At 73.2% G+C, this 25300-nt stretch carries 24 protein-coding genes and 2 pseudogenes; 6 read left to right on the top strand and 20 right to left on the bottom strand.

Annotated features, from left to right (window positions below; genetic code table 11):
* Positions 1-396 precede the first annotated feature (396 nt).
* The 15 genes from cbiE to PUR56_RS18925 form a co-directional block, all read right to left on the bottom strand.
* Complete coding sequence (cbiE, locus tag PUR56_RS18995) at positions 397-1725, bottom strand: precorrin-6y C5,15-methyltransferase (decarboxylating) subunit CbiE (RefSeq protein ID WP_329949816.1); 1329 nt, start codon at positions 1723-1725, stop codon at positions 397-399.
* A gap of 162 nt (positions 1726-1887) precedes the next feature.
* Entirely contained in the window at positions 1888-2526 is a 639-nt protein-coding gene (locus PUR56_RS18990; protein WP_329882291.1) for a GNAT family N-acetyltransferase, read from the bottom strand.
* A 210-nt stretch (positions 2527-2736) separates the two neighbouring features.
* Positions 2737-3564, bottom strand: coding sequence for a MetQ/NlpA family ABC transporter substrate-binding protein (locus PUR56_RS18985; protein WP_329882292.1), 828 nt, complete (start codon positions 3562-3564; stop codon positions 2737-2739).
* 57 nt (positions 3565-3621) lie between these two features.
* The gene (locus PUR56_RS18980; RefSeq protein WP_329949815.1) at positions 3622-4368 is read right to left on the bottom strand and encodes a methionine ABC transporter permease; all 747 of its coding nucleotides are present in this window, start codon (positions 4366-4368) and stop codon (positions 3622-3624) included.
* Positions 4365-5390, bottom strand: coding sequence for a methionine ABC transporter ATP-binding protein (locus PUR56_RS18975; RefSeq protein ID WP_329882294.1), 1026 nt, complete (start codon positions 5388-5390; stop codon positions 4365-4367). The genes PUR56_RS18980 and PUR56_RS18975 overlap by 4 nt, the downstream gene beginning before the upstream one ends.
* Positions 5391-5948: 558 nt before the next feature.
* The gene (locus PUR56_RS18970) at positions 5949-6449 is read right to left on the bottom strand and encodes a GNAT family N-acetyltransferase (RefSeq protein ID WP_329949814.1); all 501 of its coding nucleotides are present in this window, start codon (positions 6447-6449) and stop codon (positions 5949-5951) included.
* A 407-nt stretch (positions 6450-6856) separates the two neighbouring features.
* Positions 6857-7114 (bottom strand): RNA polymerase sigma factor, encoded by a 258-nt coding sequence (locus PUR56_RS18965; RefSeq protein ID WP_329882297.1) that lies wholly within the window; start codon positions 7112-7114, stop codon positions 6857-6859.
* Positions 7115-7227: 113 nt separating this feature from the next.
* A complete protein-coding gene (gene argH / locus PUR56_RS18960; RefSeq protein WP_329949813.1) occupies positions 7228-8661 on the bottom strand; it encodes an argininosuccinate lyase in 1434 nt (477 codons plus the stop codon).
* Positions 8662-8825: 164 nt separating this feature from the next.
* Positions 8826-10019 carry an argininosuccinate synthase gene (locus PUR56_RS18955; RefSeq protein ID WP_329949812.1) on the bottom strand — a complete coding sequence of 398 codons (1194 nt, stop codon included), beginning with the start codon at positions 10017-10019 and terminating at the stop codon, positions 8826-8828.
* 246 nt (positions 10020-10265) lie between these two features.
* The gene (locus PUR56_RS18950) at positions 10266-10814 is read right to left on the bottom strand and encodes an arginine repressor (RefSeq protein WP_030395991.1); all 549 of its coding nucleotides are present in this window, start codon (positions 10812-10814) and stop codon (positions 10266-10268) included.
* A gap of 17 nt (positions 10815-10831) precedes the next feature.
* Positions 10832-12040, bottom strand: a complete 1209-nt coding sequence (locus PUR56_RS18945) for an acetylornithine transaminase (RefSeq protein WP_329949811.1) — start codon at positions 12038-12040, stop codon at positions 10832-10834.
* Positions 12037-12969 (bottom strand): acetylglutamate kinase, encoded by a 933-nt coding sequence (gene argB, locus PUR56_RS18940; protein ID WP_329949810.1) that lies wholly within the window; start codon positions 12967-12969, stop codon positions 12037-12039. Before argB ends, PUR56_RS18945 begins: the two co-directional genes overlap by 4 nt.
* 30 nt (positions 12970-12999) lie before the next feature.
* The gene (gene argJ, locus PUR56_RS18935; protein ID WP_329949809.1) at positions 13000-14172 is read right to left on the bottom strand and encodes a bifunctional glutamate N-acetyltransferase/amino-acid acetyltransferase ArgJ; all 1173 of its coding nucleotides are present in this window, start codon (positions 14170-14172) and stop codon (positions 13000-13002) included.
* Positions 14169-15197 carry an N-acetyl-gamma-glutamyl-phosphate reductase gene (argC, locus tag PUR56_RS18930; RefSeq protein WP_329949808.1) on the bottom strand — a complete coding sequence of 343 codons (1029 nt, stop codon included), beginning with the start codon at positions 15195-15197 and terminating at the stop codon, positions 14169-14171. Before argC ends, argJ begins: the two co-directional genes overlap by 4 nt.
* A 239-nt stretch (positions 15198-15436) precedes the next feature.
* The gene (locus tag PUR56_RS18925) at positions 15437-16639 is read right to left on the bottom strand and encodes a methyltransferase (RefSeq protein WP_329949807.1); all 1203 of its coding nucleotides are present in this window, start codon (positions 16637-16639) and stop codon (positions 15437-15439) included.
* 231 nt (positions 16640-16870) lie between these two features.
* Between PUR56_RS18925 and PUR56_RS18920 the strand changes: the two genes are divergently transcribed.
* A complete protein-coding gene (locus PUR56_RS18920; protein ID WP_329949806.1) occupies positions 16871-17275 on the top strand; it encodes a VOC family protein in 405 nt (134 codons plus the stop codon).
* 88 nt (positions 17276-17363) lie between these two features.
* A complete protein-coding gene (locus tag PUR56_RS18915) occupies positions 17364-17738 on the top strand; it encodes an RNA-binding S4 domain-containing protein (protein ID WP_329949805.1) in 375 nt (124 codons plus the stop codon).
* Between the two features lie 60 nt (positions 17739-17798).
* Here PUR56_RS18915 and PUR56_RS18910 read toward each other — a convergent pair whose 3' ends face one another.
* Positions 17799-18308, bottom strand: coding sequence for an FBP domain-containing protein (locus PUR56_RS18910; protein ID WP_329882308.1), 510 nt, complete (start codon positions 18306-18308; stop codon positions 17799-17801).
* Between the two features lie 222 nt (positions 18309-18530).
* Positions 18531-19415 (bottom strand): SAM-dependent methyltransferase, encoded by an 885-nt coding sequence (locus PUR56_RS18905; RefSeq protein ID WP_329949804.1) that lies wholly within the window; start codon positions 19413-19415, stop codon positions 18531-18533.
* Positions 19416-19678: 263 nt separating this feature from the next.
* Here PUR56_RS18905 and PUR56_RS18900 point away from each other — a divergent pair, with 263 nt between their 5' ends.
* From PUR56_RS18900 to PUR56_RS18890, 3 genes and pseudogenes are all read left to right on the top strand, one after another.
* The gene (locus PUR56_RS18900; RefSeq protein WP_329949803.1) at positions 19679-20656 is read left to right on the top strand and encodes a polysaccharide deacetylase family protein; all 978 of its coding nucleotides are present in this window, start codon (positions 19679-19681) and stop codon (positions 20654-20656) included.
* Between the two features lie 120 nt (positions 20657-20776).
* Positions 20777-21157 (top strand): annotated as a pseudogene (locus PUR56_RS18895) (ketopantoate reductase family protein); the annotation flags it as partial.
* A gap of 109 nt (positions 21158-21266) precedes the next feature.
* Positions 21267-21836 carry a ketopantoate reductase family protein gene (locus tag PUR56_RS18890; protein ID WP_329949802.1) on the top strand — a complete coding sequence of 190 codons (570 nt, stop codon included), beginning with the start codon at positions 21267-21269 and terminating at the stop codon, positions 21834-21836.
* A gap of 86 nt (positions 21837-21922) precedes the next feature.
* On the opposite strand, the gene PUR56_RS18885 is transcribed toward PUR56_RS18890, so the two are convergent.
* Positions 21923-22741 (bottom strand): SDR family NAD(P)-dependent oxidoreductase, encoded by an 819-nt coding sequence (locus PUR56_RS18885; protein WP_329882312.1) that lies wholly within the window; start codon positions 22739-22741, stop codon positions 21923-21925.
* Between the two features lie 477 nt (positions 22742-23218).
* Between PUR56_RS18885 and PUR56_RS18880 the strand changes: the two genes are divergently transcribed.
* Positions 23219-24088: a 3-hydroxybutyryl-CoA dehydrogenase gene (locus PUR56_RS18880; protein WP_329882313.1), complete on the top strand. Its 870-nt coding sequence runs from the start codon at positions 23219-23221 to the stop codon at positions 24086-24088.
* A 307-nt stretch (positions 24089-24395) separates the two neighbouring features.
* Here the strand turns inward: PUR56_RS18880 and PUR56_RS18875 are convergent.
* Positions 24396-24485: pseudogene (locus PUR56_RS18875) on the bottom strand.
* A gap of 24 nt (positions 24486-24509) precedes the next feature.
* Positions 24510-25241 carry a DUF7873 family protein gene (locus tag PUR56_RS18870; RefSeq protein ID WP_329882314.1) on the bottom strand — a complete coding sequence of 244 codons (732 nt, stop codon included), beginning with the start codon at positions 25239-25241 and terminating at the stop codon, positions 24510-24512.
* Positions 25242-25300 lie beyond the last annotated feature (59 nt).

Raw genomic sequence — 25300 nt, 5'->3', positions numbered from 1 at the left:
TCCTTCCGGCGCGCTGCGGCACCCCGGCCCGCGCACCACCCGCGAGGGGTGGCGCGTCATCTGAAACAACGACAAGCCGGGGCAACCGGCACGACCGCACCGGACCCTACGGCATTCTCCAGGTCCGGCAGGCGGCCCGTCGAATTGCCCACACTCCGAGCCGTACCGGCCTGCACCACGTCAAAAAGGCGACAAACCGACCGGATCGGGCGGGCTGTCGGACGTCGCAGCCGTCCCGGACGCCACACTACCGGCCCGGCGGCGCCGCCTCTCGAATCGGTGTCCGGATGCGACCTGGATCACCGTCGGACCGGCCGCGCCTGCCACCGCGCCTTCCGTCGGACCGCCGCGGTGGCGATCCGCCACCGGGATCACCACCCTGCGGCGACCGCGCCTTCACACGATCTGCTCACCCCAGAGCAGGAAGGTGCCCGGATCGCCCACACCGAGGCGGAGTCCGGAGCCGGTGTCCGCCGCGGCGGCGGGTGCGGAAGCCGACGCGGCGACAGGGGCCGCGGCGGGCGCGAGCAGCGGCGCGGACTGGAGGAGTGCGCCGTCCGCGCGATAGCCCGCTCCGGCGATCGCCCGGCGGACCTCCTCCGCCTCGCCGAGGGTGCGGGCCACCGCCACGACCCGCTCGGGGCGGCGGGACAGGACGGCGCGCACCACGTCGGCACCGCCCGACTCGACCACCGCCGCATCGGGCTCCGGGAGTCCGCCCAGCACCTCGGGGCCGCGGCCCTGCACGATCTCCACCTCGACCCCGTAGCGGCGGGCATTGACGGCCAGCCGGGCGCAGGCCGCGCGGTCGGACTCGACGGCGACGACGGCGGCACCGAACCGGGCCGCCTCCACGGCGAGCTCGCCGCTGCCTGCCCCCACCGACCAGACCAGGTCGCCCGGGCGGGCCCCCAGGCGGGCCAGCACCAGGGCGCGCACGTGCGAGGGGAGCGTTTCGGACGCGCCGGGCTCGCCCCCCGCGCGCCCGGCGCCCGTGTAGGCGTCGGACGGGAGCGCCCAGCCCCGTTCCACGCCGGGATACCCGACCGGACGGCCGGCGATCCAGCCGGCCGCCTCGGAGGCCGTGCCGGCCTGCGGTCCCCCACCGGGGCCGCCGCCGCTGCTGCCGCCGATCACCAGCACCACGCTCGGGTCGCGCCAGACGTGGTCGGCGACCCGGTCGGAGGTGAGCACGGTGACGTCCTCGTCGGGCGTGCCGAGCGCCTCGCAGACCACGAAGGTGCGGTGCACGCCACGGAGCATGAGGGCGAGTTCGGCGGGCCCGGCGCCGGGAGCCGTGAGGACGGCGACCTTCGGGTTGGCCCGGCAGACGTTGGCGGCACGGCGCAGCCGGCCGCCGTGGGCGCTGACCACCTGGGCGTCATCCCAGGGCATGCCGGCCCGGGCGAAGGCGGCCGCGACGGAGGAGACGGCGGGCAGGACCTCCAGTTCGAGGCCGTACTCGGGGCGGCGCAGGGTGCGCACCACACCGAAGAAGCCCGGGTCCCCCTCGGCGATGACGACGGCCGCGCCGCGGTGCTCCGCGATCCGGCGGGCGGCCGGCCGGATGCTGCCGAGGATGATGCGCTCGGCGGCGGGCGGCACCGGGAGGGTCCTGAGCTGGTACGGGGCGCCGGCCACCAGGGTCGCTGCGGCGAGGGCCGCTGCGGCGGCCTCGGTCAGCGGGGTGCCGTCCCACCCGATGACCGTGATCCGGTCAGCCATCTGCGGCTGTTCCCCCTCGCCATCCGTGCGCCGACATGCTGCGCCCGCGTACGGCGCCGGTGGAGAGGCTACCGGGTGCGATCCCCCCGTCGGCGACATCCCGCACACATGTCCGTCACGTACGGGCGGCGGGGCGGCCGGGCACCGGGCGGCCCCGGGGGGTCAGTCGCGCAGGACGTAGTGGCGGTCGCCGGGCCAGGCCCCGGCCTGGACGGTGTCGGGGGTCTCCATGTCCTCCGGCAGCAGGCTCCACAGGATGAGGTCGCTGCGGCTCTCCTCCACCACCTCGCCGGCCTCACCCCGCACTATCCACGCGCTGCGCAGGACGCCTTCGCTGATGCCGCCGATCTTCTGCGCGACCTGCTGGGCGGCGGTGTTGCCGGCGGCGGTGCGCATCTCCAGGCGGAGGAAGCCGCGGTCCTCGAAGAGCCACTGGGCGACGCCGAGGACGGCCTCCGGCGCGTAGCCCTCGCCGCGCGCCCAGGCGGCGGTGACGAAGGCGATCTCGGTGGAGCGCAGCCGCCAGTCGGTGGCGCGCAGTTCGACCAGGCCGACCAGCCGCTGGGTGAGGTGCTCGGTGACGGCGAAGACGATGCCCCGGCCGGCGGCCCGGTGGGCGGGGGCGAGACTGCGGGCCAGTTCGGCGGCGTAGGACTCGGTGAAGGGGTGCGGGAGGTCGGTCCAGGCCAGGACGAGTTCGTCGGCCATCATCGTGGCGAGGCCGGCGGCGTCGTCCTCCGCAAGCGGGCGCAGCAGCAGCCGTTCGGTGCTGATGGCGGTCTCGGGGAAGCTCGCTGCCATGCCGTCTCTCCTCGCCGGGTCGTGGACACACCGTACGCCTCGCCGGTGCCCGGGTCTCACGCGGTGCACGGACCGCACGACGGTACGTCAGTTCCGGGTCTGTCGGACCGTCACTGGTGCATACTGCCCGACCGGGCCCCCGCCGAGGTGCGGCGGGGGCCCGGTGCGGGTCCGGCGGGACGGGTCGGAGCGCGGTTCGGCGCGCCGGTGTCAGAACGCCGGGATGACGGAACCCTTGAAGGTGTCGTCGATGTACTTCTTGACCTCGGCCGAGTGGAGCAGCTCGGCGAGCTTCTTGACCCGCGGGTCGTTCTCCTTGCCCTGCTTGACGGCCAGGATGTTGGCGTAGGGGTTGCCCTCGGCCTTCTCCAGGAGCAGCGAGTCGGTGGCCGGCTTGAGGCCGGCGTCCAGCGCGTAGTTGCCGTTGATCACGGCGGCGTCGAGGTCGTCGATGGAGCGGGGCAGCTGGGCGGCCTCCAGCTCCTTCCACTTGAGGTTCTTCGGGTTGGCGGTGACGTCGGCGGGGGTGGCGGCGGTGCCGACACCGGCCTTGAGGGTGATCAGGTTGTTGTCGGCGAGCAGCTTGAGCGCGCGGCCCTCGTTGGTGGCGTCGTTCGGCAGGCCGACGGTGGCGCCGTCCTTGAGGTCGCCGATGGTCTTGACCTTCTTGGAGTACACACCCAGGGGCTCCAGGTGGACCGTCTCGACCGAGACGATCTGGGTGTTGTGCTTCTTGTTGAAGTCCTCCAGGTACGGCACGTGCTGGAAGTAGTTGGCGTCGGCCGAGCCGTCCTGCACCGCGGTGTTGGGGGTCACGTAGTCGGTGACCTCCTTGATGGTGAGCTTGAGGCCGGCCTTCTCCGCCAGGTTGTCCTTGACGTACTTGAGGATCTGACCGTGCGGGGTGGGGCTGGCGACGACGGTGAGCGCGGCGTTCGGGTCGGAGGACGCCGAGTCGCCGTTGCTGCCGCAGGCGGCGAGCGAGAGGGCGATGCCGGCGGTGGCGAGGACGCTGGTGAACTTCAGGGCGTTGCGCACGAAAAGTGCCTTTCTGCGTGATACGGGGAGCCGGGTCCGGGTTCGGACATCGGAAGGTCAGTGGGCGACGACGTCCTCGTCGGGGGTGGCCGGGGCCGCGGGGGTGCGGCCGCGCGGGCCGAGCAGGCGGGTCCGGCCGCCGGTGCGTCCGCGGTTGGCGAGGGCACGGACGGCCCGGTCGCCGATCAGCTGGACGACGGTCACGATGATCACCAGTTCCGCGACGATGATCCACATGAAGGCGGTCTCGAAGCGGAAGTAGCCGTAGTTGATGGCGAGGGTGCCGAGGCCGCCGCCGCCGACCACGCCGGCCATGGCGGAGTAGCTGATCAGCGTGATGATCGTGGTGGTGACGGAGGCCACGAGGGCGGGCAGCGCCTCGGGGATCAGCGTCTTGCGGACGATGGTCCAGGTGGAGCCCCCCATGGCCTGGACGGCCTCGACCAGGCCGCGGTCGACCTCGCGGACGGAGGTCTCGACCAGCCGCGCGAAGAAGGGGATCGCGCCGATGGTGAGCGGCACGGTGGCGGCCTCCCACCCGATGGAGGTGCCGACCAACCAGCGGGTGAAGGAGATCAGCGCGATCATCAGGATGATGAACGGCACCGAGCGGGCGATGTTCACCGCGGCGCCGAGCACCTTGTTGACCGGCTGGTTCTGCAGCAGGCCGCCCTTGTCGGTGAGGACCAGCAGCACGCCCAGCGGAAGGCCGAGCAGTACGGTGCCGGCGGTGGCGACGCCGACCATCTGGAGGGTCTCCCAGGTGGCGGGCCACATCAGTTCCTGCATCTGGTCCCAGGTCATGCCGCCGCTCCGTTCGCCGTCTCCAGCACGTCCACCTGCAGGCCCTGCTCGCGCAGGAAGCCGATCGGCACCACGTTGTCCGCGCGGGAGCCGGGCAGCTCGACCCGCATCCGGCCGACCATCCGGCCGGCGATGGTCTCGACGGCGGCGCCGAGGATGTTGATGTCGATCTGGTAGGTGCGGGCGAGCTGGGAGACGAACGGCCGGGCGGAGCTGTCGCCCTGGAAGGTGATCTCCAGGACGGTGCTGCCGGGGTGGCCGGTGCCGAACTCGCTGAGCGGGAAGAGCTCGCGGGCGAGCTCCGAGCCGGGCTTGGCGAGCAGGTCGGTGAGCTCGCCGGACTCGACCACCCTGCCGCCGCGCATCAGGGCGGCGGAGTCGCAGACGGACTTGATGACGTCCATCTCGTGGGTGATCAGCAGGACGGTGAGGCCGAGCTGCTGGTTGAGGTCGCGCAGCAGCTTGAGGATCGACCGGGTGGTCTCCGGGTCGAGTGCGGAGGTGGCCTCGTCGGAGAGCAGCACCTTCGGGTCGCCGGCGAGGGCGCGGGCGATGCCGACCCGCTGCTTCTGACCGCCGGAGAGCTGGCCGGGGTAGCTGCGGGCCTTGTCCCCGAGGCCGACCAGGTCGAGCAGCTCGGCGGCCTTGCGGCGGCGCTCGGCCCCGTCCAGGCCCATGATCTCCAGGGGGAGCTCGACGTTCTGCTGGACGGTCCGTGAGGAGAGCAGGTTGAAGTGCTGGAAGACCATGCCGATGCGGCGGCGGGCCTCGCGCAGTTCCCTGCCGGCCCGGTTCTCGCCGCCGGACAGCGCGGTGAGCTCGACGCCGTCCACGGTGACGGTCCCGGAGCTGGGGCGCTCCAGCATGTTGACGCAGCGGATGAGGGTCGACTTGCCGGCACCGCTGGTGCCGACGACGCCGTAGACCTCGCCGGGGCGGACGTGGAGGTCGACGCCGGCGAGGGCGGTCACCTCGCGGCCGCTTGAGCGGTAGACCTTGGTGAGGTCCGTGGTGGTGATCACAGCTGCTTCCGTGGGTCGGGGGCGGGCGGCGTGCAACCGCCGGACCGGGTTGCGGTCGGCGACGAGGACGGCGTTGCGCCAGGGGGGTCCGGACCTGCCACCCCTTGATCGTCGCCGGTCGACGGCCGGGCCGCGCGACGGCGTGGCCCTTACGTGTCAACGGTGACGGCCACCCGCCCGTGGACGGGCAGGCGGGGTGAAGGGGGTGGTGACGGCAGGCTCGGCTCGCTCACTCGGACGGGAGCGGCCGGGTCTCGCTTCGGGGCGCGAGATGTGGTCCCCCGGCCGGCGGCGAGGGGGAGGGAACGGTGGCCCTCAGCGGTGACACATTCGACGGCACATGGCACGCTCACCTGCCGGCAGGGTGCCGGTGGGGGTCCATTTCGTCGTCGCAGTCATGTGAGCCAGTAAATCAGATGGGTCGAGGTGGTCCCAACTATTCGGACCAGCTGTCCGCAATACGGACGCTCATGGCCCTGACCTGCATCAATGCCGACCGGCGCCGCCTTCGGAGGTCCGAATGATGGCGGCGCCGGATCGGGAGGGTACGGCGGAGGGTCAGGCCGTGGCGGCGAGCTCGACCTCGGCGGGCTTCTCCAGGTGGACCAGGCTCAGCCGGCCGCTGATCTGCTCCACGGTGGTCTGCCGGTACCCCTGGCGGGCGTAGAGACGCAGGTTGCCCAGGCTGCGGTGGCCGGTGAACAGCCGGTAGGAGCTCACCGCGCCGTCCTCCGAGAGGCGGTGTTCCAGTGCCTCCAGCAGTCGGCCGCCGAGGCCGTGCCGCTGCATCCGGGGGTGGACGACCAGGCGCCCTATCCGGCCGACGCCGTCGGGGCCGACCCGGCCGCGTACGGTGCCGACGATCTCGCCGCCGAGGCGGGCGACGAGGAAGTGCTGTTCGGTCAGTTCGGCGCGCAGACTCTCCAACGACTGTGTCAGGGGCTCGATGGCCCAGTCGCCGTAGAGTTCAGCCTCGGTCTGGTAGCCGAGGTACTGGAGCTTGAGGATCTGCTCCGCGTCCTCCGCCTCGGCGGTCGAGATGATCACGGTCATGCCCATGTGCGGGGGCCTCCCCATCGTTGTGCCCGGCGCGCGAACGTGAGGGTGTCGCACCGGATGCCCTGCCGGAGATGTCCCGGCCGGGGGTCTTCCCGGACCGGGGGTGGCGCACGAACGTACCAGCCGCGCGGCCCTGGTGAGGGCCGTGCCGCCGATGGCGTGCTCACGGTCAGTATCCGAGCGACCGCGCCACCGTCAAGAGCTACGTTCGCCAGCGCCTTACCCGCGCGTCAGCTGCCCTCAACCTTTCGGCCGCCGGACGTGGCGAGGGTCACGCCCGACGGGGCCGGTCGAGGGCCCGGTTCCGGAGCCGGACGGGGGTCGGACGGGGGGCCGGACGGGGGCGCGACGACGCGGCGGATGACCGGGGCCGGAGGGCGCGGGGCGGGACCGCGCCCCGCGACGGTTCAGGCGTAGCGCTCGGCGTGGAGGCGGGCCCGGAGGCAGGCGAGGCAGCGGGAGCGGGTGGGCCCGATGGACCCGCGCGGCATCCCGAGGCGTTCGGAGAGTTCGCGGTAGGTCGGCGGCGGGTCCTCGACGAGGGCGGCCATCAGCTGCGGGCAGCGGCCGGGCAGGGCGGCCACTGCCTCCCGGACGAGGCGGCGCCGCAGCTCGGCGAGGACCTCGTCCTCGGCGGAGGGGACGAACGGGAGGTTGGTGCACATACCGTGGATGACCGGGTACGGGCCCGGCCGGTTACGCCCGCCCGGTCGCGTCCACGCGAAAGGGGCGCGACGGTCGGACCGTCGCGCCCCTCCCCCGGTTCGGTGACCGGGCGTCAGCCCTTGACCCACTCCTGCTGGACCGCGAGGTCCGCCTTGAGCTCGGCGAGCTGGACCGCCACGGCGTCGGGGGCGGTGCCGCCCCGGCCGTTGCGCGAGGCGATCGCGCCGTGCACGCTGAGCACCGAGCGGACCTCGGGCGTCAGGTGCGGGGAGATCGCGGCGAACTGCTCGTCCGTCAGGTCGGCGAGTTCGATGCCGTCGGCCTCGCACACCTTGACGCAGGTACCCGCCACCTCGTGCGCGACCCGGAACGGCACGCCCTGCTTGACCAGCCACTCGGCGATGTCGGTGGCGAGGGAGAACCCGGCCGGGGCCAGCTCCTCCAGCCGCTCCCGGTGCACGGTGAGGGTGGCCATCATGCCGGTGAAGGCGGGCAGCAGCACCTCCAGCGTGTCGCAGGAGTCGAAGACCGGCTCCTTGTCCTCCTGGAGGTCCCGGTTGTAGGCCAGCGGCAGCGCCTTGAGGGTGGCGAGCAGACCGGTGAGGTTGCCGATCAGCCGGCCGGACTTGCCCCGGGCGAGCTCGGCGATGTCCGGGTTCTTCTTCTGCGGCATGATCGACGAACCGGTGGAGAAGGCGTCGTGCAGCGTGATGAAGCCGAACTCCTTGGTGTTCCAGATGATCACCTCCTCCGCGATCCGGGAGAGGTTGATCCCGATCATCGCGGTGACGAAGGCGAACTCGGCGACGAAGTCCCGCGAGGCCGTGCCGTCGATGGAGTTGCCGACCGAGCCCCGCTCGAAGCCGAGGTCGGCGGCGACGGCCTCCGGGTCGAGGCCGAGCGAGGAGCCGGCCAGCGCGCCGGAGCCGTACGGGGAGACGGCGGTGCGGGTGTCCCACTGGCGCAGCCGCTCGGCGTCCCGGCCGAGGGCCTGCACGTGTGCGAGGACGTGGTGGGCGAAGAGGACGGGCTGGGCGTGCTGGAGGTGGGTGCGGCCCGGCATGGCGGTGTCCGGGTGGGCCTCGGCCAGGCCGACCAGGGCGTGCTGGAGGTCGAGGACCAGCCCGCCGATGATCTTCGCGTGGTCCCGCAGGTACATCCGGAAGAGGGTGGCGATCTGGTCGTTGCGCGAGCGCCCGGCCCGCAGCTTGCCGCCCAGGTCGGGGCCGAGCCGCTCCAGCAGACCGCGCTCCAGGGCGGTGTGGACGTCCTCGTCGGCGACGGTGCCGGTGAAGGTGCCGGCCTCGACGTCGGTGAGCAGCCGGGCGAGCCCGTCCAGCATGCCGGCGAGTTCCTCGTCGGAGAGCAGGCCGGCCTTGTGCAGGACGCGGGCGTGGGCCTTGGAGCCGGCGATGTCGTACGGCGCGAGGCGCCAGTCGAAGTGCACCGAGGCGGAGAGCCTCGCCAGTGCCTCGGACGGGCCGTCGGCGAAGCGGGCGCCCCAGAGGCGGACGTCGCCACCGGAGGTGGTCTGGTCGGCGGACATCGCACGGGCTCCTTTGCGCGAGAGGGTTCGGGAGGGGTGGTCCCGGCCGCGGGGGTGGGCGCGGCCGGGACCGGGAGAGGTGGTTCGGGCCCCGGTCGGGGCGGTTCGGCCCGGGCCCGTCCGGGGGTTCGGACGGAGGTCGGGCCGGTTGTCGGGCCGGGGACTCAGCCGAGGTCGCGGCGGGCGGCGATCTTCGAGGACAGCCCGAAGATCTCGATGAAGCCCTTGGACATCGACTGGTCGAAGGTGTCGCCGGTGTCGTAGGTGGCGAGGTTGAAGTCGTACAGCGACTGGTCGGACTTCCGGCCGTTGACGACGGCCCGGCCGCCGTGCAGCACCAGCCGGATCTCGCCGGAGACGTGCTGGTTGGCCTCGTTGACGAAGCCGTCCAGGGCGCGCTTGAGCGGGGAGAACCAGAGGCCGTCGTAGACCAGCTCGGCCCAGCGCTGCTCGACCTGCCGCTTGTAGCGGGCCAGCTCGCGCTCGACCGTGACGTTCTCCAGCGCCTGGTGGGCGGTGATCAGGGCGATCGCGCCGGGGGCCTCGTAGATCTCCCGCGACTTGATGCCGACGAGCCGGTCCTCGACCATGTCGAGCCGGCCGATGCCCTGGGCGCCGGCCCGCTTGTTGAGCTCCTCGATGGCCTGGAGGACGGTCACCTTGCGGCCGTCCACGGCGACCGGGACGCCGGCGTCGAAGGTGATGACCACCTCGTCGGCCTCGCGCGGGGTGGCCGGGTTCTGGGTGTACTCGTAGACGTCCTCGATCGGGGCGTTCCAGATGTCCTCCAGGAAGCCGGTCTCGACGGCCCGCCCGAAGACGTTCTGGTCGATCGAGTACGGGGACTTCTTGGTGGTGGCGATCGGCAGGCCCTTGGCCTCGGCGAAGGCGATCGCCTTGTCCCGGGTCATCGCGTAGTCGCGGACCGGGGCGATGCACTTCAGCTGGGGGGCCAGCGACTGGATGCCGACCTCGAAGCGGACCTGGTCGTTGCCCTTGCCGGTGCAACCGTGGGCGACGGTGGTGGCACCGTGCTTCTGCGCGGCGGCGACCAGGTGCTTGACGATGACCGGCCGGGACAGGGCGGAGACGAGGGGGTACTCGCCCTGGTAGAGGGCGTTGGCCTTGATGGCCGGGAGGCAGTACTCGTCGGCGAACTCGTCGCGGGCGTCCGCGACCTCGGCCTCGACGGCACCGCAGTCCAGCGCCCGCTGGCGGATGACGTCCAGGTCCTCGCCGCCCTGGCCGACGTCGACGGCGACGGCGATGACCTCGGCACCCGTCTCCTCGGCGATCCAGCCGATGCAGACGGACGTGTCCAGACCGCCCGAGTAGGCGAGTACGACGCGCTCGGTCACGGCTTTCTCCTTCACAACAGTGCGAACAGGCTTACGGCGATAGGCATAAGTATGCACTACTCCGTATGAAACTCAAAACGCCGACCGGGAGCTTCCACGAACGGGACTGCCGGCGGGGTGACGGACGGGACTTCGGGCGTGCTGCGGGCGGGCCGAGGGCGGGCCGGTTGGGCCGGTCGGGCCGTGGACGGGGCCGCGGATACGACTGTGGGCCCGGGGAAACCGGGCCCACGGAAGGGGATGCCGCTACTGGGCCTTCGCCTGGGCGAGCTGCATCAGGTGGTCGGCGAGGGCCTGGCCGCCCGCCGGGTCCCGGCTGATCAGCAGGACGGTGTCGTCCCCGGCGATGGTGCCGATGATCTCGAAGACCTCCGCCTGGTCGATCGCCGAGGCGAGGAACTGGGCGGCACCCGGCGGGGTGCGCAGCACGACGAGGTTGCCGGAGGCGGTGGCGGAGACCATGAGCTCGCCGGCCAGCCGGGCCATCCGGCCCTCGGTGGCGGACTCCCCCATCGGTGCGCGGGGGGTGCGGTCGCCGCCCTCGGCCGGGACGGCGTAGATGAGCGCGCCGTCCCGGTTGCGGATCTTCACCGCACCCAGCTCGTCCAGGTCCCGGGAGAGGGTGGCCTGGGTGACCACCAGTCCGTCGTCGGCGAGCAGCTTGGCGAGCTGGCTCTGCGAGCGCACGGGCTGGCGGGTGAGCAGGTCCACGATCCGCCGGTGGCGCGCGGTGCGGGTCTGGGGGACCTGCGGCGTCGGGCCGGCGGCGGGTTGGCCGGAGTGGGGAACGGTCATGTGATTATTCTCCCGGACTACGCTCGGTTCGCATCGCCCGGGGCGCCCTCGCGGACCGCCCGGAGGACGTCCGGCAGGGCGGCGAGGAAGGCGTCCGCCTCCTCCTCCGTGAGCACCAGCGGCGGGGCGAGCCGGATCGCGTCCGGGACGGCGGCGTTGACGAGGAAGCCGGCCTCCTGGAGCCCGGCCTGGATCGCGCCCGCGACCGGTTCGGTGAGGACGATGCCGAGCAGCAGGCCGGCGCCGCGCACGTGCGAGACCAGCGGGTCGCCGATCGCCTCGACGCCGTGCCGCAGCCGGTCGCCGATCTTGCGGACGTGCTCCAGCAGGCCCTCGGACTCGATGGTGTCCAGGACGGCGAGGGCGGCGGCCGCCACCACCGGGTTGCCGCCGAAGGTGGTGCCGTGCTGGCCGGGGGTCAGCAGGTCGGCGGCCTCGCCGAAGGCGAGCACCGCACCGACCGGCAGGCCGCCGCCGAGCCCCTTGGCGAGCGTGACGACGTCCGGCTCGACCCCCTCGAACGCCTGGTGGGCGTACCAGTGGCCGGTCCGGCCGATGCCGGTCTGGATCTCGTCCAGGACGAGCAGGGTGCCGGTGGCGCGGGTGATCTCCCGGGCCGCGGCGAGGTAGCCGTCGGGCAGCGGGACGGCGCCGTTCTCGCCCTGGATCGGCTCCAGGAAGACGGCGGCGGTCTCGGTGGTGACGGCCGCCCGCAGCGCTTCGACGTCGCCGAACGGGACGTGGGTGACGTCGCCGGGCAGCGGGCGGAACGGCTCCTGCTTGGCGGGCTGGCCGGTGAGCGCGAGGGCGCCCATGGTGCGTCCGTGGAAGCCGCCCTCCAGGGCGACGACATGGGTGCGGCCCGTCCGGCGGCCGATCTTGAAGGCGGCCTCGTTGGCCTCGGCTCCGGAGTTGCAGAAGAAGACCCGGCCCTCGCGGCCGTCGAGCGCGAGCAGCCGCTCGGCGAGGCTGATGGTCGGCTCGGCCATGAAGAGGTTGGAGATGTGGCCGAGGGTGGCGATCTGCCGGCCGACGGCCGCGACGATCGCCGGGTGGGCGGTGCCGAGCACGTTGACGGCGATGCCGCCGAGCAGGTCGGTGTACTCCTTGCCGTCCGCGTCCCACAGCTTGCTGCCCTCGCCGCGGACCAGCGGGATCCGGGGCGTGCCGTAGTTGTCGGTGAAAGCGTGCTGCCACCGCTCGGTGAGCTGCTCGTTGGAAGTCATGCCAGTCCCCCGGTCACGGTCGTTTCGTCGTCCGGCACGACCATCGTGCCGATGCCCTCGTCGGTGAAGATCTCCAGCAGCAGGCTGTGCGCCACCCGGCCGTCCAGCACGCGGGCGGTGCCGACGCCGGAGCGGACGGCGCGCAGGCAGCCCTCCATCTTCGGGAGCATCCCGCTGGCCAGGCCGGGCAGCAGCTCCTCCAGCTCGCCCGCGCTGAGCTGGCTGATCACGTCGTCGGAGTTCGGCCAGTCCTTGTAGAGGCCCTCGACGTCGGTGAGGACGACGAGCATCTCCGCGCCGAGCGCGACCGCGAGGGCGGAGGCGGCGGTGTCGGCGTTGATGTTGTAGACGTGGCCGTCGACGCCCCGGGCGATCGAGGAGATCACGGGGATGCGGCCGTCGGCGATGAGCGCCTTCACCGCGCCCGCCTCGATGTTGACGATGTCGCCGACCAGGCCGATGTCGACCTGCTCGCCGTCGACGACCGCGTACCGCTTGACGGCCGTCATGGTGTGGGCGTCCTCGCCGGTCATGCCGACCGCGAACGGGCCGTGGCCGTTGAGCAGCCCGACCAGTTCGCGCTGGACCTGGCCGGCGAGCACCATCCGGACCACGTCCATGGTCTCGGGGGTGGTGACCCGGAGTCCGTTGGTGAAGGAGGACTCCAGGCCGAGCCGGTCGAGCTGGGCGCTGATCTGCGGGCCGCCGCCGTGCACCACGACCGGGTGGAGACCGGCGTAGCGGAGGAAGACGACGTCCTGGGCGAAGGCCGCCTTGAGCTCGTCGTCCACCATGGCGTTGCCGCCGAACTTGATGACGACGGTCTTGCCGTGGAACCGCTCCAGCCACGGCAGCGCCTCGATGAGCGTCAGGGCCTTGGGCAACGCGGTGTTGTTGCGGGCCTGTTCGCCCTTGGGTGCGATCTGCACGTTTTCTGTCCCCGGCTCAGGTAGCAGGTCTCAGGAGGAGTAGGCGCTGTTCTCGTGCACGTAGTCGGCGGTGAGGTCGTTGGTCCACAGGGTGGCGGTGGCCTCGCCGGCGTTGAGGTCGGCGGTGACGACCACCTCGCGGCCGGTCATGTCGACGAGATCGCGGTCCTCTCCCACGCTGCCGTCGCGGCAGACCCAGACGCCGTTGATGGCGACGTCGAGCCGGTCGGGGTCGAAGGTGGCGGCGGTGGTGCCGATCGCGGCCAGGACGCGGCCCCAGTTGGGGTCCTGGCCGTGGATGGCGCACTTGAGGAGGTTGTTGCGGCCGATGGTCCGGGCCACCTCGACGGCCTCGTCCTCGGTGGCGGCGCCGGTGACGTCGATCCGGATGTCCTTGCTCGCGCCCTCGGCGTCGCCGATGAGCTGGCGGGCGAGGTCGGCGCAGACGGTGCGGACCGCCTCGTCGAACTCGGCGGTGTCCGGGGTGGTGCCGGAGGCGCCGGAGGCGAGCAGCAGCACGGTGTCGTTGGTGGACATGCAGCCGTCGGAGTCGATCCGGTCGAAGGTGGTGCGGGTGGCGCCGCGCAGTGCGGCGTCCAGGGCGGCGGCGTCCAGGTCGGCGTCGGTGGTGAGGACGACGAGCATGGTGGCCAGGGAGGGGGCCAGCATGCCGGCGCCCTTGGCCATGCCGCCGACCGTCCAGCCGGCGGGGCTGGTGACCTGGGCCGTCTTGTGGACGGTGTCGGTGGTCTTGATGGCGATCGCGGCGGCCTCGCCGCCGGTGGCGCTCAGCTCGGCGGCGGCGGTGGCGACGCCGGGGAGCAGCAGGTCCATCGGGAGGCGGACGCCGATCAGGCCGGTGGACGCGACGGCGACCTCACCGGCGTTGAGCTTGAGCTCCTCGGCCACCTTCTCGGCGGTGGCGTGGGTGTCCTGGAAGCCGAGCGGGCCGGTGCAGGCGTTGGCGCCACCGGAGTTGAGGACGACGGCGGAGACCGAGCCGCCCTTGAGGACCTGCTCGGACCAGAGCACGGGGGCGGCCTTGACCCGGTTGGCGGTGAAGACGCCGGCGGCGGCGAGCGAGGGCCCGTCGTTGACGACCAGGGCGAGGTCCGGGGTGCCGGAGGCCTTGATGCCGGCGGTGACACCGGCGGCGCGGAAGCCCCTGGCGGCCGTCACTCCGAGGTTCTGGTGGTCGGTCACGGTGCGACTCCGTTCACGGGAAGGCCCAGCTCCTCGGGCAGGCCCAGGGCGATGTTCATGCTCTGCACCGCGCCACCGGCGGTGCCCTTGACCAGGTTGTCGATCGCGCTGATCGCGATGATCCGCCCGGTGGCCTCGTCCAGGGCGATCTGGACGAGGGCGGCGTTCGAGCCGTAGACGCTGCTGGTCTGCGGCCACTGCCCCTCGGGCAGCAGGCGGACGAACGGCTCGTCGGCGAACGCCCCGGTGTAGGCGGCGCGCAGGCTCTCGGCCGTCACGCCGGGCTTCGCCTTGGCGGAGCAGGTGGCGAGGATGCCGCGCGGCATGGGGACGAGCGTGGGGGTGAAGGAGACCGCGACCGGCTCGCCCGCGAGCGGGGTGAGGTTCTGGGACATCTCCGGGGTGTGCCGGTGGACGCCGCCGACGCCGTACGCGCTGACGTTGCCCATGACCTCGCTGCCGAGCAGGTGGGTCTTGGCCGCCTTGCCGGCGCCGGAGGTGCCGGAGGCGGCGACGACGACGGCCTCGGGCTCGGCGAGTCCGGCCGCGTACGCGGGGAAGAGGGCGAGCGAGACGGCGGTCGGGTAGCAGCCGGGGACGGCGATGCGGTTGCTGCCCTTGAGCGCGGCACGGTGGCCGGGGAGCTCGGGCAGCCCGTACGGCCAGGTGCCGGCGTGCGCGGAGCCGTAGAACTGCTCCCAGTCGGCGGCGGCCCTGAGCCGGAAGTCGGCCCCGCAGTCGACGACCAGCACGTTCCCGCCGAGTTCCTCGGCGACGGCGGCGGACTGTCCGTGCGGCAGCGCCAGGAACACCACGTCGTGGTCGGCCAGCACCTCGGTGGTGGTGGGCTCCAGGATCCGGTCGGCGAGCGGCAGCAGGTGCGGCTGCAGCAGGCCCAGTCTGGTGCCGGCGTTCGAACCGCCGGTCAGCGCCCCGATCTCCACCTCCGGGTGGCCGAGCAGCAGACGCAGCACCTCACCGCCCGCGTATCCGCTCGCGCCGGCGACGGCGACTCGCAATGCCATGGCATTCCCTCCTTCGTCGTGGCATGAATATACGCAGTACGGAACATTCATGCAAGGAGTGGGGCGAGGGGCGCCGCAACGGGCACGCCCCACCCCCACGTCCGAGGACAGGGCGCTCCGACCGCGCGGGCGATCGTCCGCCCGTCGTCGGCGATTAGCTTAGGCTACCCTTACTTAGGGGAAAAACGGCCCGCGCGGGACCGGCCCGACCGCACCCCGCCGGCCCGGCCCCCGGCGGTTCACCGGCGGACGGCCCGCAGGACGACGAACTTCGGGTTACCGGCGACGAGTTGACAGTTGCCGAAGAGACGGCGGAGCTTCTCGTGGTAGCCGAGGTGCCGGTTGCCGACCACCCAGAGCTCACCGCCCGGCCGCAGGGCGCGACGGGCACCGGTGAACATCCGCCACGCGGTCGCGTCGGTGGTGGCCTGGTGCGAGTGGAACGGCGGATTGTTGAGGACGAGGTCCACCGACCCGGGGGGCACCGCCTCGGCCGTCATCGCGTCGGCGGTCAGGAACTCGGCGGGGGCGTCCGGGCCGAGGTTGGCGCGGAAGGTCTCCTCCGCCGAGGCCACCGCCTGGTGGGACTCGTCGACGAAGACCAGCTCGGCGCCGGGCGCGGCCAGGGCGGCGGCGGTGCCGACGACCCCGTTCCCGCAGCCGAGGTCGACGACCCGGTCACCCGGCGCCGCGGTCGGCAGGTGGGCGAGCAGGAACCGGGTACCGATGTCGAGGCGGTCCGCGCAGAAGGTGCCGGCGTGGTTGACCACGGTGCGGCCGGCGGCAGGACCGATGTCGGCGGGCAGCGCGTAGCGGTACGGCCAGGGGTTGGGGCCGGGGTCGAGCGTCCGGTCAGGCGTGCAGAAGATCAGCCGGGCCTTGCGGACGGCGAGCGAGGTCCGGGTCGGCCCGAGGATGCGCTCGAAGAGCTGGAGGGTGGAGGTGTGGATCTCGGTGACCATGCCGGTGCCGATCACCACGGTGTCCGGGTGGACGGCCGGGGCGAGGCGGTGCAGCTGGTCCTCCAGCAGCGCGAGGCTCTTGGGGACGCGCACCAGCAGGACGTCGATCCGCGCGGGCGGGGCGTCCCGGGTGGTGAGCAGCCGGACGGCGGCCGGGTCGGCGCCGGCCCGCGCGAGGTTGGCGCGGGTGGCCCGCTGGGCGAGGTGCGAGTCGCTGATCTGGGCGGGAGCGAACCGCGCGAGCGCGGTGGCCAGGGCGCCCCAGCGGTCGCCGAGGACGGTGACAGCCCGGCCCGTGAGGTCGGTGGCCCCGCCCTGGGCGGAGTCGGCCTCACCGGCCAGGTGCCGCAGCAGGTACTCGTCGGCGGCGTCCCAGGCGCGCAGCAGCTCGCGCGGGTCCTCCGGGTAGCGGGTGAGGTCGAGGCTGCCCCAGGGAGTGGCGAAGGGGGTCGCGGCGGCGGGCGTCGAGAGGCGGTTCATCGTGGCCCAGGCTAGCCGACCGGCGGGCGGGCCCGGTGGGCGGCGACGGCGGGCCCGGGATCACGGGTGCGGGGACGCGTTGCGGGGGCGCGTAGCGGGGTCGTACGGGCTGGGCGGGTAAACCGGGCCGACGGGGGGCTGATCGGCGCGGTTCACCGCCCGGGGCCGGGCGCCGGGCGCGCATCGGGGCCTCGGCCGATACTGGAGGGGCCCGAAGGAAGGGGCGAGGCCATGGACTGGAAGCTCGAAGTGGTGGTGGTCCCGGTGTCGGACGTGGACCGGGCCAAGGTCTTCTACGAGGAACAGGCCGGTTTCACCGTCGACCACGACACCCGGATCCGGGACGGCGTGCGGGTCGTCCAGCTGACACCCCCCGGATCCGGCTGCTCGATCGTGGTGGGCGCCGGGATGACGGAGGCGCCGCCCGGCTCGCTGAAGGGTCTCCAACTGGTGGTGCCGGACATCGACCGGGCGCACGCCGAGCTGGTCGCGCGGGGCGTGGAGGTCAGCCCGGTGCAGCACTTCGAGGACGGGACCCGGGTGGACGGGCGTGGCGGCGAGTGGAACTCGTTCGTCTTCTTCAGCGACCCGGACGGCAACGGCTGGGCCGTCCAGGAGGCACCCGACCGCCGGTAGCGCCTTCGGTACCGTCCGGTCCCGTCCGGTGGCGGGGTCCGTCCGGCTGAGGTAGGGGCCGCCCGGGCGGTCTCGGTAGGCTCGGAGGATGGTCGATGTCGAGGGAAGCGTCCGGGTGGACAGCTGGATCTGGTCGGTGCGGCTCGCGAAGACGCGGTCGGCGGCGGCCGACGCCTGCAAGGCCGGGCACGTCCGGGTCAACGGCGAGCGGGCCAAGCCGGCCCAGTCGCTGAAGCCCGGCGACGAGGTGCGGGTGCGCCAGGAGGGCTACGAGCGGGTCGTCGTGGTGCGGAAGCTGATCCGCAAGCGGGTCGGCGCCGAGGTCGCGGCGGAGTGCCTGGTGGACAACAGTCCCCCGAGGCCGCCGCGCGAGCTGCTGGCCGTGCCCGGCCTGCGCGACCGGGGCGCCGGGCGGCCCACCAAGCGGGACCGCCGGGACATGAACCAGCTGCGCGGCCAGTAGCACGGCGGGCCGGGTCCCCGGCCCGCCGACCCCGCCGCGGCCGACCCGGCCGGACGGCGGTCAGGAAGCCAGGGTGTCCGTCCGGACCTGGGTGAGGAAGGTGTCCAGGTTCGCCAGCGTGCGGGCGATCTGGTCCTCCAGCGGGAGCGACTCGTCGGGCCGGGTCACCAGCGCGGACTTCTTCAGGCCGCGCAGGTAGAGCGAGCAGGCCAGGTCCGCGCAGATGTACGTGCCGACCGTGTTCCCCTCCCGCCCCGCCGCACCGGCGCGCCGGGCGGTGAGCAGCGCGACGCCGGAACCCGCGTGCGCCGTGACGCAGAGCGAACAGACGTTGGTCTTGGTCAGGCTGCGCCGGAACGACGGCACCCGCAGCGTGACACCGACCAGCTCGCCGCCGTGCTCCGCCACCAGGTAGCCGCGGTCGGGGGCGCCCTGGTCCCGCCAGCCGAGGAAGTCCAGGTTCTCCCAGGGGAGTTCGGCCATGCCTCGGGGCAGGTTGAGCCGACGGGCCTCGCCCTTGGAGCAGTTGACGAAGGACGCGCGGATGTCGGTCTCGTTCAGGGGTCGCATACGTCGCAAGCTAACACCGGACGCCCGGCGCCGTCGCGCGGTTTTCCGTCCGCCCGGGCACCGGACCTGCGGCGATCGGGCCCGCCCGTGCAGCGGGCCGGGGGCGTTCCTCGCGGTGGGCGGCCTCGCCGGGGTCTCGGGTGGCGGCGCCGAACAGCACCGCCCCCCCGGCCCACCCGCACGCCCCCCTGATCCGACGGTGCGTCAGGGACGGCCGACGGCTCAGCGCTTGAAGGCGACGCCGGCGTAGGCGGAGACGTCCTGCCAGCCCTCCGGCAGGTCGGTGGTCCGGATGTGGCCGGACTCCGGCCGCCAGAGCGGAAGTTGGACCAGGCCGGGGCCGACGAACTCGAAGTCGCCGAAGAACGGCTCGACGGCGGCGCGCGGGCGCAGCACCAGGGGCGCGCTCGCGCTGCGGTAGATCCGGGTGCCCTCGGCGGCGCTCTCCCGGGAGGCGAAGTCGGGGCTGCCGTGGGAGAGGATCAGCGCGCTGCCGGGGGCGAGCACGTCGCGCAGGGTGCGGACGATCCGTTCGGCGCCGTCCTCGTCCCGGATGAAGTGCAGGACGGCGACGAGCATCAGGGCGACCGGCTCGCCGAGGTCGATGGCGGCGCGCAGGCCGGGGTGGTCGAGGATCGCCTCGGGCTCGCGCAGGTCGCCCTCGATGACGGAGGTGTGGCCCGCCGGGTGGCCGGCCAGCAGGGCGCGGGCGTGGGTGGCCACGATCGGGTCGTTGTCGACGTAGACGACCCGGGCGTCCGGGGCGACCCGCTGGGCGATCTCGTTGGTGGAGCCGACGGTCGGGATGCCGGTACCGATGTCGAGGAACTGCCGGATGCCCCGGCCGGCGGCGAACTCGACGGCGCGGCCGAGGAATTCACGGTTGGTGCGAGCCAGCAGCGGCAGCGCCGGGTAGGCGGCGATGGCGGCCTCGGCGGCCTTCCGGTCGGCCTCGAAGTTGTCCTTGCCGCCGAGGTAGTAGTCGTACATCCGGGCGGTGTGCGGGACGCCGGTGTCGAGCTCGGTCGGGGGCTGCCAGTCGTCGGCGCGCGCCCACTCCCAGTCGGTTCCGATCCCCGTGCTCGCCGTCGTCGTGTCCTCGGTCATCTGCCGCCCCCTGTCGTTCACCGCGTTCACCTCCGGCCGGTGCCGGCGGCGTCCCCCGTACCGGCTGCGGTCGGCGGGCCCGGTGTGCCGTGCCCCCTCCGCCCCGGTGCGCGGCGATCGTAACCGACGACGGACCCCCGAAACAGCGGGAGTTCAGGTTTCCGCAGCATTCGAACGATGGCCCCCGTGCGCGTCGGCGGCCGAGCCCTCGGGCTCTTCCCACCGGTCGCCGCGGGGTGCCGCCCTCTCTATGCTGGCTGCCGATGACTGTCGATCGGCGCAGCGTCCTGCGCACCACCGCCAAGCTGGCCGCTCTGACCGCCGTCGGCGGGCTCGTCGGCGCCTGCGGCGACAGCGTCGCCCGCCGGGCCGATCCGGGGGCGCTGGCCGTCCGCCCGGGCACGATCGACCCGGCGGGCACCGTCGACCCGGCGTGGGCGGAGGCGGAGGGTCCCGCCTCGCCGGCGGCCGGTGGCTCCTCCGGCGCGCCGGGCACCCCCGCGCCGACGGTCCCGGCGGCAGAAGCACCGGCGGCGGGCCCGGCAACCGATCCGGGGGCAGGTCCGGGGGCAGGTCCGGGAGCCGCCACCACCCCGTCCGCACCGCCCGCACCGCCGGTGCTCCCGCCCCTGGCGCCCGGCACCCCGGTCGAGGTGGCGTACGGGCCGCGTACCCGCCGCAATGTCGCGCTGACCTTCCACGGCAGCGGCGACCCGCGGCTCGCCACCGCCCTGCTGGAGACCGCCGAACGGCGCGGCGTCGGGCTCACCGTGCTGGCCGTCGGAAGCTGGCTGGACCAGCAGCCGCAGATGGCCCGGCGGATCCTGGACGGCGGCCACGAACTGGGCAACCACACCCAGAACCACCAGGACATCTCCACCATGACCCCCGACCGGGCGCGCGCCGAGATCGCCCAGTGCGCGGAGCGGCTGCAGCGGCTGACCGGCTCGATCGGCCGCTGGTTCCGCCCGTCGGCCGCCCAGTACGCCACGGCGATGGTGCGCGAGCAGGCGAAGGCCGTCGGGTACGAACACGTGCTGGCGTTCGACGTGGACCCCCGGGACTACAGCGACCCGAGCGCGGCCGAGCTGCAGCGCCGGGTGCTCGGTTCGGTGCGCGCCGGCTCGGTGGTGGCCCTGCACCTGGGTCACCAGTGCACGGTGGACGCGCTCCCCGCGATCCTGGACGGCCTCGCCGGGGCCGGCCTGACCCCGGTCACCGCCAGCCGCCTCTTCGCGTAGCCGCGACACCGCCCCGCAGGGCACCCGGCGCGGGGCGCCCGGCCCGTGGGGCGCGGGCCCGCCGGGCGGTGCCGCGGAAGAGCCCGGCCGCCTCCCGCACGTGCGTGCCATGCTTCCCGCATGCGCTACATCATCATCGGGGCGGGTGCGGTGGGCGGCACGATCGGTGCCCGGCTGCACGAGGGCGGGCACGAGGTGGTCCTGGTGGCGCGCGGCGCCCATCTGGCCGCGCTGCGGGAGACCGGCCTCCGGTTCGGCACCCCGGAGGGCACCCGGACGCTGCGGATCCCGGCCGTCGGCGGGCCCGCCGAGCTGGAGCTGCGTCCGGACGACGTGCTCGTCCTCGCCGTGAAGACCCAGGACACCGCCGCGCTGCTGGCCGCCTGGGCTCCCCGCCCGGTGGCCGGCGGCGGCACCGCCGGCGAGCGGCTGCCGCTGGTCTGCGCGCAGAACGGGGTGGAGAACGAGCGGCTGGCGCTGCGGCTCTTCCGTGAGGTGCTCGGCGTGTACGTGTGGATGCCGTCCACCCACCTGGAGCCGGGCCGGGTGAGCGCGGCGGGGACGCCGGTCAGCGGGATCCTGCGGCTCGGCGGCTACCCGACCGGGACGGGTGAGCGCGGCGGGGACGCCGGTCAGCGGGATCCTGCGGCTCGGCGGCTACCCGACCGGGACGGGCGGGCGGGCGGCGGCGATCGCCGCGGACCTCGCCGGATCCTCCTTCAGCGTGCCGCTGGAGGAGGACGTGATGCGCTGGAAGTACACCAAGCTGCTCGGCAACCTGGCCAACGCGCTGGACGCGGTGGCCGGCCGGATCGAGGACGGTCCGCTGGGCGCCCTCCGCGACCGGGTGACGGCCGAGGGCGCCGCCGTGCTGGCCGCCGCCGGCGTCCCGCACCACGACCTGGCCGAGCAGTTCGTCGAGGCCCGGGAGACGCTGCGGCTCGCACCGGTGGCGGGCGAGGGTCGCACCGGCTCGTCGTCCTGGCAGAGCCTGGCGCGCGGCACCGGCTCGATCGAGGCCGACCACCTGAACGGTGAGATCGTGCTGCTGGCCCGGCTGCACGGGGTGGCGGCGCCGCTCAACGAGGCGCTCCAGCGGCTGGCCGGGGCGTTCGCCCGGACCGGGCGGGCGCCGGGCTCGCTCACCGCGGAGGAACTGGCGGCACTCACCGCACTCTGAGCCGGGTCCGGGGCCGGGTCCGGGCCGGGCCCGTTCCGGCCGGGGTTCCGCGGACGCGCCCGCGCGCCGTCCTGCGGACCGGGCGGTCAGCCCATCGGGTCGTCCGGCCCGTACGGGCGGAGCCGGAGCGTGCGCGCGTCCGCCTCCCGGATCTCCCCGGCCCGGTTGACCAGAACCTCCAGGTCGTCCCGCCCCGCGTGGATGAACCGCCCGTGCAGCCCGTCGAAGCGGCCTCGGGCGGCGTCCACGGTGACGGCGACCATGTACGGGATGGAGCCCCACTCCTTGGTGGACCGGAACATCGGCATCCCGGCCGTCATGTCGGTGGCGACCGCGCCGGGGCTGATGTCGAGGACGACCACGTGGTGCTCGGCGAGCGAGTCGGCGAGGTTGTCGGAGAGCTGGAGCAACGCGCCCTTGGAGGTGGCGTACGCGGTGTAGTGGCCGTCGGGGCGCAGCGCGAAGCCGGAGTTGAGGTTGATCACGCGCCCGCTGCCGCGGCGGACCATGCCGGGCAGGACGCAGCGCAGCAGGTTGTAGGGTCCGCGCAGGTTGACCTCGACGACCTGCCACCACTGGTTGGCGTCGGTCTCCCAGAGCGGCACCTCGGCGCGGTCGATCTGGCCGGCGTTGTTGATCAGCAGGTCGACCGGGCCGAGGTCGCGTTCGACCAGGCGGACGGCCTCCCGGACCGAACCTGGTCTGGTGACGTCGGCGGTGACGGCGACTCCGCGTGCACCGTGCCGGACGCACTCCTTGAGGGTCTCGGTGAGGGTCTCGTGGGTCCGCCCCACCAGCCCGACGGCCATGCCCTCGGCTGCGAGGCCGATCGCGAGCTCCCGGCCGATTCCCCGGCCGGCGCCGGTGATCAGGGCGACCTGTCCCGTGAGCGACCCCGTCGGCATCCCCGTACTCCCTTCGCCTGTGTGCGGACCGTCCCGCATTCTGTCCGGCGCGGGGCGGCGCGGAGCCGGGGCGCACGTGCGACGCGAACGCGCCCACCCGTCCGGCGCAGCCGCCGGACCGGGGCGGGCGCGGACGCCTGGAGGAAGCGCCGGGAGGACGCCGGAGGATCGCGGGGGCGTCGCCGGGAGATCGCCGGGAGGTCGTGACGAGATCGCCGGAACGTGGTCGGAAGTTTGCCGGAGGGTCACGTCGGGAGGCGGGCGGGAGGGGCCGGAAGGAGGCCCGCGGAAGGCCCCGGGGGCACGGGACGGCCGGTTCGACCCGGAGGGAGGGGATGACCTACTGGCCGGTAGGGAGTAGTAACGTCGTCGGGGCGGTGCACCGGTGCACACCTACCGTGCACCCGCCCCGCTGGACAACAGCTTGCGGTACCACCTGTCGCTGGGCGACCCCCAGCACCACCGAAGGGCAACTGAGTGAGTGACATCGCGCGTGTCGGAGTGATCGGCTGCGGCCTGATGGGGTCGGGCATCGCGGAGGTGTTCGCCCGGGCGGGGCTGAGCGTGCTGGTCGCGGAGGCCACCGGGGAGGCCCTGGAGTTCGGCCGCACCCGTCTGACCAACTCGCTGGACACCGCCGTCAAGCGGGGCAAGCTCACCCCCGAGGAGCGGGACGAGGCGCTGGGCCGTCTCGCCTTCACCGTGGACCTGGCGGACTTCGCCGACCGCGACCTGGTGGTCGAGGCGGTGGCCGAGCGCGAGGACGTCAAGGTCAAGATCTTCCAGACCCTCGACCAGGTGGTGGAGCGCCGTGACGCGATCCTCGCCTCCAACACCTCGTCGATCCCGATCGTGAAGCTGGCCGCCGCCACCTCCCGCCCGGAGCAGGTGATCGGCCTGCACTTCTTCAACCCGGCGCCGGTGCAGAAGCTGGTCGAGGTGATCCCCACCCTGACCACCTCCGCGGCCACCACCGAGCGGGTCGAGACCTTCGCCACCGAGGTGCTCGGCAAGGAGCCGATCCGCGCCCGCGACCGGGCCGGCTTCGTCGTCAACGCCCTGCTGGTGCCGTACCTGCTCTCCGCCGTCCGGATGTTCGAGTCGGGCGTGGCCACCGCCTCCGACATCGACAAGGGCATGGAGGCCGGCTGCGCCCACCCGATGGGCCCGCTGCGGCTGTGCGACCTGATCGGCCTGGACACCATCGTCCTGATCGCCGAGTCGATGTACGACGAGTACAAGGAGCCGCTGTACGCCGCTCCCCCGCTGCTCTCCCGGATGGTCGACGCCGGTCTGCTCGGCCGCAAGTCCGGCCGCGGCTTCTACGACTACACCGCCACCGCCTGACCTGCGGAGCACGCGGGAGTGACGGGCACGTGACGGGGCCCGGGAGCGGTATCCAGCTCCCGGGCCCCTGAGGTGCCACCCAATTGCTCTGCACCGGCACGTTTAAGGGTGTGGGTCATTTTCACAGCGTCGCGCTTTGCCATTGAAGCTACCGCGCCAGGAAGAGGCGCAGGCGGGAGTCGAACCCGCATCCGACGCTTACAGCACACACCCGGTCGATCCGGCGCTCGGCGGCGAATGCTGAGACTTGAGCGAGAGTCTGAGTTTGACAGGGGTTGCCTCTGCCGAGTTGGGCCACCCCGGCGCGTGGTGCCGGGGGGAGGACTCGAACCTCCACCGTTCCCCTGATGTCAGCTTCACCATCAGTGTCAGCTTGCGCTCTTCGCGCCACCCCCGCTCTCATACGGGGGCGATCATGGGGCTACCCGAACAGGTAGCCGAACACCGCATCACCGACCCGGTGGTCCGCGACCTCGGCGCCGTTGGCCTCCTCGCGGGCGAACTGAACCGCCTGCTGGAGCTTCTCGACGCGCTCCAGGAGTTCGTTCACCCGCCGGGCCGGGAGGGCGCCGGAGAACTTCACGGTCGTCCAGTAGCCGATGGCGATGTCCTCGTAGTACACCTCGACCTGCGCCGGGTGCTTCTCCGTCGCCTCGGCCTTGACGTGGTTGCGCGGGACCTTCTTGGTCCGGATGGTGCGCACCGACTCGGTCTTCCAGGAGTCCGTGGAGGCGTCGTGGTTCCAGGCCTCGGAGGCGTCCAGCACCGGCAGCTTGCGGACGAAGGTCCGCAGGTCGGTGAGCTGCTTCTCCAGGAAGAGCAGGTAGGTGACCGGGGCGTCGGCGACCAGCGTCCGCCCGTCGACCACGACGTCGGCGCGGGCGGTGGTGTTGGCCCAGTCCTTGGTCGCGGTGACGTCGAACAGCCGGGTCAGGGTCGCGGCGGTCGCCCGCAGGACGTCCTCGGCCTTCACCTGGACGCGGGTGGACTCGGGGGGCAGTTGCTCGCCCTCCTCGTCCTTGGGCTGGTACGTCCGGGAGATTCCGGCCAGCAGCGCGGGCTTCTGCAGGTCCTGGTGGGACTGCGTCAGCTCCTGGAAGGACTTGGACTTGACGCCCTTTTCGACGGCGATGATCTGGTTCAGCTTGGCCACGTCCCGGACGCTATCAGCGCACCCGTTCGACCGTCATCCGAATTCCCGACCGGCCGCGG

The organism is Streptomyces sp. BE303 (genome assembly GCF_036290945.1).
Classification (GTDB): Bacteria; Actinomycetota; Actinomycetes; order Streptomycetales; family Streptomycetaceae; genus Kitasatospora.
Note: the sequence above shows the minus strand (reverse complement) of the source record. Positions and strands in the feature narration are given on the sequence as shown.